Raw genomic sequence first — 14,527 nt, forward strand, 5'->3', positions numbered from 1 at the left:
TGAGATCAGATCGTCCAGCCGCCGTCAATCGAATAGGCTTGACCTGAGGTGTAGGTTGCCCCAGCCAGGTAGACCGCGAGATCCGCGATCTCTTCAGGCGTTCCGATGCGTCCGACGGGCTGACGGGCGATGAATGCGGCGCGCGCTGCCTCGTAGTCGCCTTGCGCCTTCAGCCTTTCGACGAGCGACGGGCTTTCGACCGTGCCGGGGCAGATTGCGTTGCAGCGGATGCCATGAGCGATGTAGTCAGCGGCGATTGCCTTAGTGAGGCCAAGAACGGCAGCCTTCGTCACTCCATAGGCACAGCGGTTCGGCACGCCTTTGATGCTGCTAGCGACAGAGGCCATATTGATAATGGCTCCATCCTTCCGCTCGAGCATACCCGGGAGCACGGCGCGGATCGTGCGCACCATCGACTTCACATTGAGATCGAATGCGAAGTCGAGGTCGGAAACTTTCATCTCCAGGATTGTTCCGGCATGGACATAGCCGGCGCAGTTGAACAGAACGTCGATGGGGCCAATTTCGGAAATGGTCGCCTTAATGGCATTATCGTCGAGGACGTCGAGCCGGTGAGTGACAATGCTTTGTTGCCCCTTCAGCTCGTCCAGCAGCGCCTGGTTGATGTCTGTCGCGTGAACCCTGGCTCCGGCACGGGCGAATGCGAACGCTGAGGCTCTGCCGATCCCCTGCGCGGCCGCCGTCAGCAGAATGGTCTTTCCTGCAAGCATGCTCATGAATTCTCTTCTTTCTTTTCAATCCCGGGTTCAGCATCCAAAAACGCGAAGGGGCTCGCATCATTCCTCACATCACCGCGCCGAGCTGCCAGGGAACGAACTCGTTATCGCCGAGCCCGTGTTTCTCGCTGCAAGTCGCCGTACCTGATGCTGTCTCCAGCATCAGCCTGAAGAGAGCTTTCCCCGCTTCCTGGATCGTCTGGCTCCCATCGACGATGGTTCCGGCATTGAAGTCCATGTCGAGGCTCATGCGCTGATAGAGCGCCGTGTTCGTCGCGATCTTGAGTGAGGGGGCACGCTTGCAGCCATAGGTGGAGCCGCGCCCTGTCGTGAAGCAGATGAGGTTCGCTCCGCCCGCGACCTGTCCCGTGGCCGACACGGGGTCGTAGCCCGGCGTATCCATGAAGACGAGGCCCGATGCCGTCACGGGCTGGGCATATTCGTAGACGTCGATGAGGCCAGTATTGCCTGCCTTGGCGATAGCGCCCAATGATTTTTCCAGGATGGTTGTAATGCCGCCTGACTTATTCCCAGGAGAGGGGTTGTTGTTCATGTCCCCCCTGTGCAGCGCCATGTAGTCCTCCCACCACCTCACTCTGGCGAGCAGTTTCTCGGCGATGGCAGGTGTTGCAGCGCGGGCGGTCAGCAGGTGCTCGGCGCCATAGATTTCGGGTGTCTCAGAGAGGATTGCGGTACCGCCGTGGTGCACCAGAAGATCGACCGTGACCCCAAGGACCGGATTGGCGCTGATGCCGGAATAACCGTCGGAACCACCACACTGGAGCCCTACGGTGAGGTGTCGGGCGGAAACGGGCGAGCGCGTGATGGCGTTGACCTGCGGACGCATCGCCCTGACTGCGGCGATACCTTTTTCAACCGTTTCCCGGGTTCCGCCTTCTTCCTGGATGGTGAGGATCGCGGTTAGGCCAGGAGCGCGAGCGGAGAGCGCTGCGACAAGAGGAGCGACCTGGTTGACCTCGCAACCCAGACCGATCACGACAACACCGGCGAAGTTCGGGTGATTGGCATAGCCGTTGAGGGTGCGACGAAGCAGTTCCAAGCCTTCGCCGCTGCCGCTCATGCCACAGCCACTGCTATGGGTGATGGCCACAACTCCATCGACATTGGGATAGTCACGCAGGGAGTCGCCCCTGAATTCCTCTGCAATGAGGCGGCATACGGTGGCGGAGCAATGCACGCTCGACACGATGCCGATGTAGTTGCGGGTTGCCACACGACCGTCTGATCGGACGATGCCGTCGAACGTCAACTCATCGGCAAGGGGCTCAACCGGTTGGTGGTTCTGCCCAAAGCTATGGGCCAGCGTTGGCGTTGCCATGCCAACATTGTGGGTATGGACATGGTCCCCGGACGTGATCGCCGCCGTCGCGTAACCCATCACCTGTCCGTATTTCAGGACCGGGTCATCCGGCCCGACTGCTCGTATGGCGACCTTATGGCCACTCGGAATAGCCGCGTGAGTCGTAATGAGGTGATCACCGGCATGGACGGTGGAGCCTTGAGGGATTTGGTGGGTCGCGACGGTATCGTTCGCATTCAACAGGAGGGCAGTGAAGGCATTAGAGTCCATGCTTGCTCTCCAAAGCGGCCCGTAGGCGGGACTGGGAAATCGTCAGTCCGAATTGCTCGGCCATTGCCACCGCCGGTGTCATTCGGCGGCGCTTCTTCTCACGATGGTTCTGGGCGATATCGGAGAGCCGATGGTGGAGGAATGGATTGAGAAAACGTTCCCGTACCTCTGCCACATAGGCAGTGGCCTCTGCCCCGAGGCCTTCCGCGGCGAACACCGGCAACACTTCCTCAGCCCAGACGGCTTCTAATTCCTGCCGCAGGGCAGGATCGTTCATCGCATCGAGCACGATTTCCTCGGCAGGCCGGCCTTCCGCGAGCCAGCGTTCCGCCAGGAAGCTGTGACCGAGGTTCAGCACATAAAGCTTCAGCCGCTCATATCTGGCCAAATCATCCGTGACCACGATGGCCTCGTGACGGCAGGGAAGAACAAGATCCGGCTGATCTTCAATCGCCCATAGGGCGTAAGGCTCGGCAATGGCGCCGATCGGGTGGATGGGCTCGGAGACGATCCGGTCGACCAGGCTATTCGCCCACCGGCAGTGATCCCGCACATACGAGGTGAAGCCCGCCGGAAGATACCAATCTCTTGCCAGCCCGCACACGATGTCGCGCAATTGATCGCCATTGCGGGAAATCAGCTCACAGGGAAAAATCGACAGCGGAGCCCCTGAGCGCGACTGCCAGCGTTCAAGAAGTAGCATCGCCAGCTTTGCGGGATAACTGCGCGGTGTCTTATCGTAATGATAGGCGAGATCGGGGCCGTCCTGCGGGTCAAGCTGGAAGCCGCGGTCGCCGGTATTCGACAAGATCGCCTGAGCGTCCTCGACTGCGATCCGGCGGACCTCCTCCCAGTCACGATCCGCCTGAAGGGCCAGACGGATCGACTGGCTGTGTCTTTCCTCATCGACCTGCTTTCCATTTCTTAGGCCGCGGATCCGGACGGGATAACCAGATCCTCCTGAGAGTGCGGCCACACGAGCTGCGCTTTCTGGGCTGGGGGTTGTTTGAACCACGGCAACACCGCCAAGCGCTTCGTTTCGCGCAAGGGCCTCGGAGATGAAAAGGTCTGCGTGGGCTTGCAGAAAGCGGCTGGTGCCGAACTGCAAGATGGGGGGAAGATCCGGCATCAGACCTCCACCAGCGCTTTGACGACTCCTGCCGTGGGATCGAGCAGGTTGCGGAATTGGTCCGGAACATCGCCGAGCGTCATCCGATGAGTGTTCAGGGCTCGGATCGGGATCAAGCCGCTCCGCATGGCCGTCAGCACTGTCTCGAAATCCTCGCGGGTGGCGTTGCGGCTGCCCAACAACGTCGTCTCCCGTTTGTGGAACTCCGGATCGGAGAAGGTGATGTCGCTGCTTACAATCGAGACAAGAACATAGTTTCCACCATGGGCCACGAACCGGAAGCCGCGCTCCATCGCCCTCGCGTTACCTGTCGCGTCGAACACGATGTCGAAAAAGTCGCCGCCCGTGATGGCCGAGAGACGTTCCTCGTCGTCCAGGCCGGTCCGCACGGTGGCCGCAACCCCGAGATGGGTCTCACAGAAGTCCAGGCGGTCGCTCCGGCTGTCGAGCATGGTCACCTCGGCTCCTCGGAGCTTGGCAAAGATCGCGACAGCCATGCCGATGGGCCCGGCGCCTACCACAAGAACACATTGACCAGCCTCGGCGTCACTGCGGCGCACGGCGTGGGCACCGATTGCCAGGAATTCCACCATCGCCGCACCGTCGAGGCTTATTCCATCCGCCTTGAGCACGAATTGCTGCGGCAGGCTCAGGTATTCCGTCATGCCACCGTCGCAATGGACGCCGAGAACCTGGATATTGCGGCAGCAATTGCTCTTGTCTCTTTGGCAGGCGTGGCAATGGCCGCAGGTGATGTATGGAATGATGCAGACCGTGTCGCCAGCCGACACGCCGCTGTTCGCTGGTGCTTCCTCTACCGTTCCGGAGAGTTCATGGCCCATGATGCGCGGATAGGACAGATAGGGCTGGTTGCCCGTGAAGATATGCAGATCCGTGCCGCATACGCCGACCCGCCTGATGCGCACGAGGACATCACGCTCTCCCCGTACCGGCTTCGGCCGATCGATAGCGCTAAGAGTGCCGGGTGTATCGCAAATAACGGTCAGCATGATCCTGCTCGGTTGGAACTGCGGTACTGGTCCTGGTCCAGCCCATAAAAGGTGGAGGCATTGCCGCCAAAAACTGCGGCATGGTGTTCGACCGGGATGAATTCGAGGCACATCGTGAGCCAGTCCTAGTACTCACCGGCAAGGCGGAGGACCGGCCAGTCGCTTCCCCGGAGAATGCGCTCGGCACCGAAAAGCTCCAGGAGCGTTTCGACATAGGGGCGAAGCGCAGCGGCCTCCCGCCGTTGTCCAGCCTCAGTGAGGAGACCGGACAGCTTGCAATAGACATTCGCCTGAGCTGCGAGATCCGCCCTGGTCACGCGCCATTCGCGGAAATGTCCGGTCGCTATCTGCGGCTTTGCTCCATGATCGATGACAATGTGAAGATCAAGATGGCGCCTTGCGAAAACGGTGAGGGCCTTGAGGTGCTGCGGCATGACCAGCGCATCGAACTGGAGACCGTGGTCCTTCATCGCAGCGATGGCCGGGGACAGTCTCGGATCGGCAATCCATTCCACCTCGGCGATCTCCTGGAGCATCGGCCTCAGGCTCTTGAGCTTCGGGTGCGAAGCGAGCTGGGCAATATGCTCCGGTGCATGAGGATCCTTGAGCTCGACCCATCCCACAACACCGAGGATGAAAGCGTGCTGGTCCGCCAGGTCCAGCATGAACTCGGTATCGTCCATGCTGGGCTGTGACTGCACGAGAACGGTGCCGTCGATCCCGCATGCCGTGAGCATCGGTTCAAGGTCCGGCGGCAGGAAGTCCCGAAGGATGGCAGCAAGATCCGGCGGCGGCCACTGGCCGACGCGGTCGCGCAGTCGCCAGAAATGCTGGTGAGAGTCGACCCGCATGGACATCACGCGAGTGCGAGTGGGAGAGGGGCTTCGTCCGCCACTAACCCGCGGTCCTTGAGGGTTGTCCAGAACTCTGCCGGAATCGTGCTTTCAAACCAGGTGACGTTGGTTTCGAGCTGCTGGGCCGTGCGGGCTCCGGACACGCATGAGACGACGGCCGGGTGGGCCGTGGTAAAATGGAGGGCCGCGGCGGGCAGAGCTACGCCGAACTCGTCGCAAACGGCCCTGAGAGATTGTACCCGGTTAACGACATTTGCAGGTGCGTCATCGTAGTTGAACTTGTTGTTGCCAACGAGGATGCCGGAGTTGAATGGACCCGCAATCACAATGGCATTGCCCGCGCGCGCGCATTTGTCGAGGAGGGGAAGGCTCGCCTGCTCGAGAAGCGTATAACGGCCCGCGAGCATGGTCACGTCGAGGTTGAATTCCTGCATGGCGTCATGCACGACCTCTGCCTCGTTGACGCCAAGGCCGACAGCCGTGACGCGCCCGCCCTTGCAGAGTTCATCCAGCGCCCGGAAGCCGCCGCCTTTGGTGAGCTGCTCCCAGTAATGTTCGTGCCGGTCGCCATGGGTATAGCGACCGATGTCATGGACGTAGAGGATGTCGATATGGACGAGCCCCAGACGCTGCTGGCTGTCCTCAAAGGACCTAAGAATGGCGTCGTAAGTGTAGTTGTAGGTCGGGCGGAACGGCAGGGGCTTGACCCAGCCGTTCTCGTCGGCCCCGATGGTGTCATCGGGCACCATTAGGCGGCCGACCTTCGTGCTGATGACGAACTCATCGCGGTCCCGATCACTCAGCATAACTCCGACGCGCCGCTCGGACCGCGTGTAGCCGTAATACGGAGCGGTGTCGAAATAGCGGATCCCTTTGGTCCATGCGGCGTCGGCAGCGGCATTGGCCTCGGCATAGCCGGTGGAACGATAAAGACCCCCCATCTGGGCGCAGCCCAGGCCCATGACGGTCAGGGATAGGTCTTTGCGGGGAAGAGGGCGGCGGTCGGAAACTTTCATGGATTGTACCTGGGCCGGAGAGCATGCGCCGCGTCCCGGTCGAAGCGGCGCATGCAGGAGAGGAAAGGGGTTAGTACAGGACGTTCTTGGCTTCCGGCTGCTCGAGATTGTCTTTCGTGACCATCACCACGCCCGTGTCGAGGAACTTCTCGACCTTGTCGCCCTTGATGACCTTAGCGATGGTTTGAACGCCGAGCTGCCCCATCTGGAAGGAGCCTTGGACAGCGATGGCCGCAAGAGTGCCATCGCGCACGAAGTTCTGGAGATCCTGGTTGCCGTCGAAGCCGATGGTTACAACGCGACCGGCCTTGCCGGATTGGACAAGCGCGCGGGCCATGCCGATGGCCGTTGGTTCGTTAGCGCCGAAGATGCCCTTCAGATCCGGGTTGGATGCCAGCACGTCGGTCGTCTGGTTGAGGGCAGTCGCCATCTGGGACTGCGAATAGAACGGTCCGACGATCTCTAGCTTGGAGTGCTCCTTGATGTACTTAGTGAAGCCCCCAACGCGGCCAATCTCCGAGCCTGCTCCTGCCACGTAGGACATGATGGCGACCTTGCCGGTGGTGCCGATCCGGTCGACCAACGCCTTTGCCGACAGCTCTCCGGCTTTCTGATTATCGGTTGCAAGGAAGGCCTGATAATACTGCTTACCGCTTTCGGCGATTTGCGAGTCGATCAGAACAACGGGGATTCTGGCTTCCCACGCCTTCTTGATGGCAGGCACAAGCGCGTCCGGGTCGGATGGGGCCAGCACGATGCCCGCGACCTTCCGGTTGACGGCATTCTCGACCATGTTGACTTGGTCTGCAATGGCGGACTCTGAAGCCGGTCCCTGGAAGGTCAGGCTATAGCCGCTTCCGAGTTCCTTGTGGGCTGCATCGACGCCTTTCTGGACGTTCTGCCAGAAGGTCGAGTTGACCGTTTTGACGATGACGGCGATTTCCTTGTCCGCCGCGCTGGCAGACGCTGCCCACAACATAACGGCTGAGGCCAGGATGCCCGGGATGATCTTGCGCATGCTTCACTCCATAAGATTTTGTAGATAGTGGACTTTCGATAAATAGTGGGAAGCTGACCTTCCTTCTGTTTTCGATGATGACGCTGCGGGAGTACCGTCAGCGGCGGTTACGCAACTGATCGATCCAAACGGTTCCCAGAATGACGAGGCCGATAATGATCTGCTGGGTAAAGGCAGATACGCCGTTCATGTTGAGGCCGTTACGGAGGATGCCGATCACGAACGAGCCGATCACTGTACCTGAAATCGTGCCCACCCCGCCCATGAGGGAGGTGCCGCCGATGACGGCGCTGGCGATGGCGTCGAGCTCATACATCACGCCCTCGTTCGGCTGGGCCGTGACAAGGCGGGACATCAGCACGCAGCCGGTCAGACCTGCAAGGGTTCCGGACAGTACATAGGTGAAGAGGGTGACGCGGTTGACATTGACGCCGGAGAGTCTTGCCGCCTCAGCATTGGAGCCGATTGAATAAATGTGACGTCCGAGAACCGTGCGGTTCAGCATTAGCGATACGGCGATCGCGATCACGACCATCAGAATAACGGGGTAGGGGATTCCTGGGAACACCACGTCAGGAAAGCCGTTTGCGTCGAAATTCACGATCCGGAGAAAAGCTCCGTTCCCAAGTTCGCCGAAGGATTCACCCAGTCCGGATACTGCACGGGCGCCGGTGGTCTGGAGTGCGACACCGCGAGCAACCATCATCATTCCTAGGGTTGCAATGAAGGGCGGAAGCTTCAAGTGCGTGACGCAAAGGCCATTGATGGCACCGCACAAGGAGCCGACCAGGATGCCTGTGAGCATTGCCAGCGGGACGGGCATGCCGACTTCCTTCACAGCGAGCGCAGCGATCACGCCGGCAAGGGCTAGGACTGATCCGACGGAGAGGTCAATGCCACCCGTGATGATCACGCATGTGGCCCCGATCCCGAGAATGCCGATTGACGTGACCTGCAATGCAATGGTCATCGCATTGTTGACGCTAAAGAACGCGCTGCTCGTCAAGGAGAAGATCAGCATCAGTGCGATCAGGCTGCCGAGCGCGGCGAATTTCTGGATCAGGTCCTTCTGCCGGTCGCTCATCTGGAACCGGTCCTTACGTTGCTCGCCGACCGGGATCAGGTCCTTCTGCGTATCGTTCATCAGGCTTGCCATTGTGCCCTCACTGCTCGTTCCGGCCATAGCCGGAGGCATAATGCATGATTTCTTCCTGGTTGGTGTCGCGGGTGTTGAGGATCTTGGTTAGATGACCCTCATGGAAGACCGCAACTCGGTCCGTCATTCCAAGGATTTCGGGAAGTTCGGAGCTGATCAGAACTACGCCGATTCCTTTCGCGGCGAGCTCGTCCATGACTTTGTAGATTGCATACTTGGCGCCGACGTCGATGCCGCGGGTCGGCTCGTCGAAGAATAGGACGCGCGAGTCTCGGAACAGCCATTTGCCGATGATGATCTTCTGCTGGTTGCCGCCGGAAAGGAGGCGCGCGACTTGATGGATGGAGGGCGTGCGGATGTTCAGCAGATTGACATATTGCTGAGCAACGCGTGCTTCCTTCTTGAAATCGATGAAGCCGAAGCCATTGGAGACTTCGTCGGTGTTGGCGAGCGTCATGTTCTGCGCCACGGACATCTTGATCGCGAGGCCTTGGCTCTTACGGTCTTCCGAGAGGTAGGCGATACCGTCCGCAATCGCATCCCTGGGCGAGCGGATCGACAGCTTCCTTCCGCCAAAAGAAATCGTTCCGCCATCATGCGGATCAGCTCCAAAGATGGCGCGGGCAACCTCGGTCCGCCCTGCGCCCATGAGCCCGGCAAATCCCAGGATCTCGCCGCGGCGCAGTGTGAAGCTGACGTCGTGGAACACGCCCTTGCGTGCCAGTCCCTCGACGGAGAACAGAACCTCCTCGGTCGGCTTCGATGTCCTTTCGGGAAACTTCTCTTCAAGGGAGCGCCCGACCATGCGAGCGACGATCTCGTCGACCGTGACCGCCCCGAAATCGTCGGTCGAGACATAGCGTCCGTCGCGCAGAATCGTCACTCGGTCGACGATCTCCTTCATTTCCTCCAGACGGTGGGAAATGTAGACGATCCCCACACCGGATTGCTTCAAGTCGCGGATGACCTTGAAGAGCAGGTGCGTTTCCGACTCCGTCAGGGACGAGGTGGGTTCGTCCATAATGAGGACTTCGGCATCGAGCGACAGGGCCTTGGCGATCTCGACCATTTGGCATCGCGCAACCGAAAGGTTTCTGACCGGAGCGTCAGGATCGATATCGACGCCCAGGCGGTCGAGGCAACGGCGAGCGTCCGAGCGCAGCTTCGCCCGGTCGATAAACAGACCGCGCTTCGGTTCGCGGGCGAGATAGATGTTTTCCGCGACCGACAGGTGAGGGACCAGGTTCAGTTCCTGGTGGATGATTGCGATGCCGGCTGCTTCCGCCTCGAGCGAGGACGCGAAGCGACGAGGCTGTTCCTTATAGACGATGGTGCCGCCATCTGGCTGATAGAGGCCGCTGATGATCTTCATCAGGGTTGATTTGCCGGCGCCGTTCTCGCCGCATACCGCATGGACCTCGCCGGAGCGCAGGTCGAAGCGGACATGGCTTAGGGCCCGGACACCTGGGAATTCCTTCGTTACATCTTCCAGCCGGAGGATGGTTTTGCCCTGTTGAATGGATTGATGGGCCCGGCCTGCACCCGCCATTGCTGCCGATGCGCGCCAGTCGCCGTCAGCCGCGGTTGCTGGGCTTGTTCCATTGCGAGAACGGGCGATCAAGCCTCGCATCTTACCTCCCTAATCCGACTCGCATTATGGCCGGGACCTGTCCCGTTCTTTGCGGGACTGCTGAGGTCCAGATCGGCGTCATCAGGTCTGTTGAAGGCAAACTATGTGAATGCGGTAGAATTGGTCAAGCCAGTTTGCCAAAAATTCGCCAATTGGCCTGACAAGGACGTCGGAGCATCACCGGATCCGAAAGTGTGATCATTGAATTTTCCTTGCCATAACAAGATACTGAGTTGTCACTCGGCACCATAGCAGGTATGGTAAGGCCAATTTCCTCTATGCAGGTGGCCTTACCGCTACGATCAACTGACATGTCGGGTCAAATCAAGCAAATCGAGCCTCGGCGCCTTTATCAGCAGATTGCGGACCAGATCCGCACACTGATCCAGAATGGGCACTTTCCGCCGGGCACCCGGCTTCCGGCGGAGCGTGAGTTGACCCAGCAACTTGGTGTGTCGCGCCCTTCGTTGCGCGAGGCACTCATCGCGCTGGAGATCGACGGGATCGTCGAAATCAGGTCAGGGTCGGGCGTCTACGTTTGCAAGCCCGCAGAGCGGGAAGCCAACATTATGCGGTCAAAGGGGGAAAGCCCGTCGGAACTCATGCAGGCGCGCGCGGCGGTAGAGGGCGCGGTCGTAGCGTTGGCTTGCGCGCGCATGACGCCTGTTGCTCTTGCCTCTGTCAACGAGACGATCGAGGCCATGCGGGCCGAGATTGCGAAAGGTCGCTATCCCCTGGAACTCGATCGCAAATTTCACCTCACGATCGCTGCCTTGAGCGGCAATTCGGTGCTCGCACGGATCGTTCGCGACCTTTTCGATGAACGGCATAACGGTCCGATCTCCGCCCAACTTAGCGTCCGATACGACAATCAGGAAACATGGGCCGCAGCGCTATTGGAACATGAAGCGATTTATGCGGCTCTTGAGATGTCCGATCCTCTGCTGGCGCAAGCCGCGATGCAGGCGCACCTTCATGCCTCAAAGGAACGGTGGGTCGGTGGCTAGCACATCGTGCGGAAAAAGTGGATCCGGTTTTCCGCACCGGACGGCTCTAGGGATGCTGCGCCCTGGCGCCAAGTCTTGGAAGCATCGGGAAAGTTCAATCTATCACACAAGAGGACCCGGAAATGCTCAGATCACTGGATCCGGTACTATCGCCCGAGCTTCTCTGGGTGCTGGCCTCAATGGGCCATGGCGATGACTTGGCTTTGGTGGACGCCAATCATCCAGCTCAGACGATTGCGAATGCGACCATCTCCGGCAAGCTCCTTGTGCTGCCTGGCCTTTCGATGGCACGTGCTGCTCGCGCAATCCTGAGCGTCTTACCGCTCGATTCGTATGTGTCGGACCCAGTCAGGCGCATGAGAGTTGTAGAAGACCTGAACGCTATCCCGGAGGTGCAGCGGGAGGTACAGGCTGAGATTGATGCTGCGGAAGGTAAGTCTACGCCGCTCTCAGGAATAGACCGCTTCCCGTTCTATGAGGCAGCCAAAGCGGCCTTCGCTGTCGTACAGGTTGGGGACCCTCGGCCCTATGGCTGCTTTTTATTCCGCAAGGGTGTGATCGCGGGCAATTAGCCATGACTACCATTGGAGGAGATGAAGCACGACAAAGGGACGGTGGCGCGTAAATCGGTCAGGGGTGTCAGACCGGACTAGAGCAACATGCATTCAGACGAATCCGTATCCGGCAGCGGTGAAGTAGTTGCGGCATGCCTCGGGTTCGACCAGATCGCAAATGTCACCGATGGCGCGCCAGAGCGCATCAAGCGTTCGGGCCTCCGCTTTGCGCAAGTGCGATTTAATCTGGGAGAAGACCTGTTCAATCGGATTCAAATCCGGGCTGTAGGGTGGCCGGAACAGGAACCAGGCGCCCTTCTGCTTGAGACAACGGGCTGCCTTCGCACTCTTATGCGCCGGCAGGTTGTCGAGAATGACCACATCGCCTTGCGACAAGGTCGGGGCGAGTTGGGTCTCCACAGAGATCTCAAAGATGCGCCGGGTCATCGGCCCGTCGATCACCCAGGGGGCACAAAGCTCATTGTAACGCAGCCCGGCGACAAAGGTCTGGGTTTTCCAATGGCCGAAGGGCGCCTTGGCATACAGGCGCTGCCCTTTCAGACAGCGGCCACGCAACCGGGTCATCTTGGTGGATGTGCCGGTCTCATCGAGACCCGAAGGGCCGCGAAGCGAAACACCAGCCGGTGCGGCTCTTGGCGCATGCGCGGCTGGCGCTTGCTGCGCCAATGCTCGCGCGCCTGGCGCACGTCGGCGCGTCCTTGTTCGCTGGCCCGCAGCGTTTTTTTGATGCTGTAGCCCTGGCGGATGAACCAGCGCGCGATCGAGGCGGGCAGGATCTTGGTGCCGCGGGCCGCCAATTCTGCCGCGAGTTGCGGCATGGTGATGTCGCCCTTCTCAGCCACGCGCTGGAGCCGGAACTCGCGATACGGGTCGAGCTTGGAGGAGCGCCAGCCGCCCTCCGGTTTGGCGGCCAGGCGGCCGGTGGCCCGGTAGGCCGCCATCAGCCGGACCACGCAGGCGACCGAGACCTCGAAGTGGCGGGCGGCCTCATGGCAGGAATGGCCCGCCTCGACAAAGCGCGCCACCCGGCGCCGCAAATCCAGCGAGTAGGACTTGGTCATCGCTCATCTCCTCCCAGGAAGAGGTTCGAGACAAGTGAATCACGAAGCCGCAACGCCGAAAAGCCTACGATTCAGTCAGAACCGACGCTGCTCTAGTGGTGAGGTATAGAGGCGGTCCTCTGACGCCGAGTGCCGTATGCCCTACAAGGTCAATGAAAAGCGCCGCCACAAGATTTCAAAGGCCCGCTCTCGCGTGAAGAATTGGCGGGACTATGATGCGGCACTGCGTCGGCGCGGCGACTTGACGGTATGGGTGACACCCGCCGCGATGGCTGCATGTGTAGTAGTCGGTATTTGATCGGACAGTCGGCGTCGGAGAGTGATCGGGTTGAGCCTGTCCGACAGGATCAGGCTGCAATCATTTTCTCCTTTGCCAGCGGCACCGCGTCGAGGAAGGTCTGCATCGGTATCTTGCCAAAGAACCACCGGCCCTGATGCGGCCGCTCCTCATTATAACTCGCCACCCAGGCATCGAGATCAACCTGCAGCTCCGCCATCGAGCCATCGATCTTCTTGCGGAAGGCTACACGATAGAACTCATCCAGCACCGTCTTGTGGAAGCGCTCAACGATGCCATTCGTCTGCGGGCTCTTGGTCTTGGTGCGGGTGTGATCCACATCCTCCACGGCGAGATAAAGCTCGTACTCATGGTGCTCGGGGTTGCCGCAGTACTCGGTGCCGCGGGCGGTGAGCACCCGACACAGCTTCACCTCGTGAGCATCAAAGAACGGCAGAACACGGTCGTTGAGCAGGTCGGCGGCCGTGATCGGCGTCTTGCGGTCATCCAGCTTGGCGAACGCCACCTTGGTGTAGGTGTCGAGGAAGGTCTGCTGGTAGATCCGCCCAACCCCTTTCATGGTGCCGACGGAGAAGGTGTCCTGACCGCCGCAGTAACCGGGGCACTCGCTTTCGAACTCGCCATGCGCCTCCTTCTCGGTCTTGGCTTTCTCCAGCGCCGCCAACTGGCTCTCGGTCAGGATCAGGCCCTCCTGCGCCACCTTGGCTTCCAGGGCTTTGAGGCGTTTCGTCATCGTCTCGAGATCATGCCGCTGCCCCACCCCGCGAACCCCGGCCGGGGAGATCGAGTGACCGCGCTTGCGCACCTCGTTGGCGATGCGGATCTGGCCGAAGGCGGGTTGCTCTAGGGACAGCTCAACGATGACGGCCTCCACCTCCGGTGGAGTGCGGTTGGCCCGCAGCGGCTTGCGGCGGGTCAGCTCCTGCAGGGCCATCTCGCCGCCGGTCTCATAGAGCTCCTTGAAGCGGTAGAAGCTGTCGCGGGAATAGCCCATCCTGTGGCAGGCCTGGCTGACATGGCCGAGCTGCTTGGCCAATTCCAGCAGGTCGACCTTGGTGCGGATGATCTTCTGCTCGTTGGTCATGGCGGTGGTCCTTGTGAACGCCGAGGCCGGGCGCTGCGCACCCCGACCACTCCGCGCCCGGCCTCGGCTCAGGCCTCAGCCAATCGACACCGTCTGTCAAATTAAGTTCCAACTACTTCACATTTTGACACCTCATCGCAAGCCTCGGCTTGGCCTGAGGCCTTGTCCCCATCAACAGGTCTTAACTGTCTCCACCCCTGATCTCGCCAGTCCCCGCGAACTCGTGAGTTTCCCAGGCTCAGCGGTCGGCGCATAAATGAGCTGTTCGATCCGGTCGCGAGGACATGATGCACCTCGGCAAGCGGTTCTGGTCCTTAGCTCTTGCCGGCCTTGCCACCGCCGGTCTGGTCCCATCACCGTG

At 60.3% G+C, this 14,527-nt stretch carries 11 protein-coding genes and 3 pseudogenes; 3 read left to right on the plus strand and 11 right to left on the minus strand.

Annotation, left to right across the window (positions count from 1 at the left end; translation table 11 throughout):
• Positions 1–5: 5 nt before the first annotated feature.
• From ACS5Q1_RS29140 to ACS5Q1_RS29180, 9 genes and pseudogenes are all read right to left on the minus strand, one after another.
• Positions 6–737: an SDR family oxidoreductase gene (locus ACS5Q1_RS29140; RefSeq protein ID WP_473101473.1), complete on the minus strand. Its 732-nt coding sequence runs from the start codon at positions 735–737 to the stop codon at positions 6–8.
• Positions 738–804: 67 nt separating this feature from the next.
• The gene (locus ACS5Q1_RS29145; RefSeq protein ID WP_473101474.1) at positions 805–2,328 is read right to left on the minus strand and encodes a UxaA family hydrolase; all 1,524 of its coding nucleotides are present in this window, start codon (positions 2,326–2,328) and stop codon (positions 805–807) included.
• Positions 2,318–3,457 carry a mannitol dehydrogenase family protein gene (locus tag ACS5Q1_RS29150; protein WP_473101475.1) on the minus strand — a complete coding sequence of 380 codons (1,140 nt, stop codon included), beginning with the start codon at positions 3,455–3,457 and terminating at the stop codon, positions 2,318–2,320. Before ACS5Q1_RS29150 ends, ACS5Q1_RS29145 begins: the two co-directional genes overlap by 11 nt.
• Positions 3,457–4,467: a zinc-binding alcohol dehydrogenase family protein gene (locus ACS5Q1_RS29155; protein ID WP_473101476.1), complete on the minus strand. Its 1,011-nt coding sequence runs from the start codon at positions 4,465–4,467 to the stop codon at positions 3,457–3,459. Before ACS5Q1_RS29155 ends, ACS5Q1_RS29150 begins: the two co-directional genes overlap by 1 nt.
• Positions 4,461–5,318, minus strand: a pseudogene (locus tag ACS5Q1_RS29160) (amidohydrolase family protein). Before ACS5Q1_RS29160 ends, ACS5Q1_RS29155 begins: the two are co-directional and overlap by 7 nt.
• A 5-nt stretch (positions 5,319–5,323) precedes the next feature.
• Positions 5,324–6,337, minus strand: coding sequence for an aldo/keto reductase (locus tag ACS5Q1_RS29165; RefSeq protein WP_473101477.1), 1,014 nt, complete (start codon positions 6,335–6,337; stop codon positions 5,324–5,326).
• Between the two features lie 70 nt (positions 6,338–6,407).
• Entirely contained in the window at positions 6,408–7,355 is a 948-nt protein-coding gene (locus ACS5Q1_RS29170) for a substrate-binding domain-containing protein (RefSeq protein ID WP_473101478.1), read from the minus strand.
• A 97-nt stretch (positions 7,356–7,452) separates the two neighbouring features.
• Positions 7,453–8,439 carry an ABC transporter permease gene (locus tag ACS5Q1_RS29175; protein WP_473101482.1) on the minus strand — a complete coding sequence of 329 codons (987 nt, stop codon included), beginning with the start codon at positions 8,437–8,439 and terminating at the stop codon, positions 7,453–7,455.
• Positions 8,440–8,518: 79 nt separating this feature from the next.
• Positions 8,519–10,060, minus strand: a complete 1,542-nt coding sequence (locus tag ACS5Q1_RS29180; RefSeq protein WP_473101483.1) for a sugar ABC transporter ATP-binding protein — start codon at positions 10,058–10,060, stop codon at positions 8,519–8,521.
• Between the two features lie 392 nt (positions 10,061–10,452).
• On the opposite strand from ACS5Q1_RS29180, the gene ACS5Q1_RS29185 reads away from it, so the two are divergent.
• Together ACS5Q1_RS29185 and ACS5Q1_RS29190 are read left to right on the plus strand one after the other, a co-directional pair.
• Positions 10,453–11,148: a FadR/GntR family transcriptional regulator gene (locus ACS5Q1_RS29185; protein ID WP_473101479.1), complete on the plus strand. Its 696-nt coding sequence runs from the start codon at positions 10,453–10,455 to the stop codon at positions 11,146–11,148.
• A gap of 122 nt (positions 11,149–11,270) precedes the next feature.
• Positions 11,271–11,720, plus strand: a complete 450-nt coding sequence (locus tag ACS5Q1_RS29190) for an RbsD/FucU family protein (protein ID WP_473101480.1) — start codon at positions 11,271–11,273, stop codon at positions 11,718–11,720.
• A 93-nt stretch (positions 11,721–11,813) separates the two neighbouring features.
• On the opposite strand, the pseudogene ACS5Q1_RS29195 reads toward ACS5Q1_RS29190, so the two are convergent.
• Positions 11,814–12,784, minus strand: a pseudogene (locus tag ACS5Q1_RS29195) (IS630 family transposase).
• A gap of 136 nt (positions 12,785–12,920) precedes the next feature.
• Between ACS5Q1_RS29195 and ACS5Q1_RS29200 the strand changes: the two are divergent.
• A pseudogene (locus ACS5Q1_RS29200) lies at positions 12,921–13,061 on the plus strand (IS5/IS1182 family transposase); the annotation flags it as partial.
• Between the two features lie 70 nt (positions 13,062–13,131).
• Here the strand turns inward: ACS5Q1_RS29200 and ACS5Q1_RS29205 are convergent.
• Positions 13,132–14,166 (minus strand): IS481 family transposase, encoded by a 1,035-nt coding sequence (locus tag ACS5Q1_RS29205; RefSeq protein WP_473101481.1) that lies wholly within the window; start codon positions 14,164–14,166, stop codon positions 13,132–13,134.
• Between the last annotated feature and the right edge of the window lie 361 nt (positions 14,167–14,527).

Source organism: Microvirga sp. GN3, from assembly GCF_055792825.1.

Bases quoted from the DNA above. Each gene is read 5' to 3' on its own strand.
- ACS5Q1_RS29190 (WP_473101480.1), top strand. From the start codon at position 11,271: ATGCTCAGATCACTGGATCCGGTACTATCGCCCGAGCTTCTCTGGGTG.
- ACS5Q1_RS29175 (WP_473101482.1), bottom strand. From the start codon at position 8,439: ATGAGCGACCGGCAGAAGGACCTGATCCAGAAATTCGCCGCGCTCGGC.
- ACS5Q1_RS29165 (WP_473101477.1), bottom strand. From the start codon at position 6,337: ATGAAAGTTTCCGACCGCCGCCCTCTTCCCCGCAAAGACCTATCCCTG.
- ACS5Q1_RS29140 (WP_473101473.1), bottom strand. From the start codon at position 737: ATGAGCATGCTTGCAGGAAAGACCATTCTGCTGACGGCGGCCGCGCAG.
- ACS5Q1_RS29180 (WP_473101483.1), bottom strand. From the start codon at position 10,060: ATGGCGGGTGCAGGCCGGGCCCATCAATCCATTCAACAGGGCAAAACC.
- ACS5Q1_RS29145 (WP_473101474.1), bottom strand. From the start codon at position 2,328: ATGGACTCTAATGCCTTCACTGCCCTCCTGTTGAATGCGAACGATACC.
- ACS5Q1_RS29185 (WP_473101479.1), top strand. From the start codon at position 10,453: ATGTCGGGTCAAATCAAGCAAATCGAGCCTCGGCGCCTTTATCAGCAG.
- ACS5Q1_RS29155 (WP_473101476.1), bottom strand. From the start codon at position 4,467: ATGCTGACCGTTATTTGCGATACACCCGGCACTCTTAGCGCTATCGAT.
- ACS5Q1_RS29170 (WP_473101478.1), bottom strand. From the start codon at position 7,355: ATGCGCAAGATCATCCCGGGCATCCTGGCCTCAGCCGTTATGTTGTGG.
- ACS5Q1_RS29150 (WP_473101475.1), bottom strand. From the start codon at position 3,457: ATGCCGGATCTTCCCCCCATCTTGCAGTTCGGCACCAGCCGCTTTCTG.
- ACS5Q1_RS29205 (WP_473101481.1), bottom strand. From the start codon at position 14,166: ATGACCAACGAGCAGAAGATCATCCGCACCAAGGTCGACCTGCTGGAA.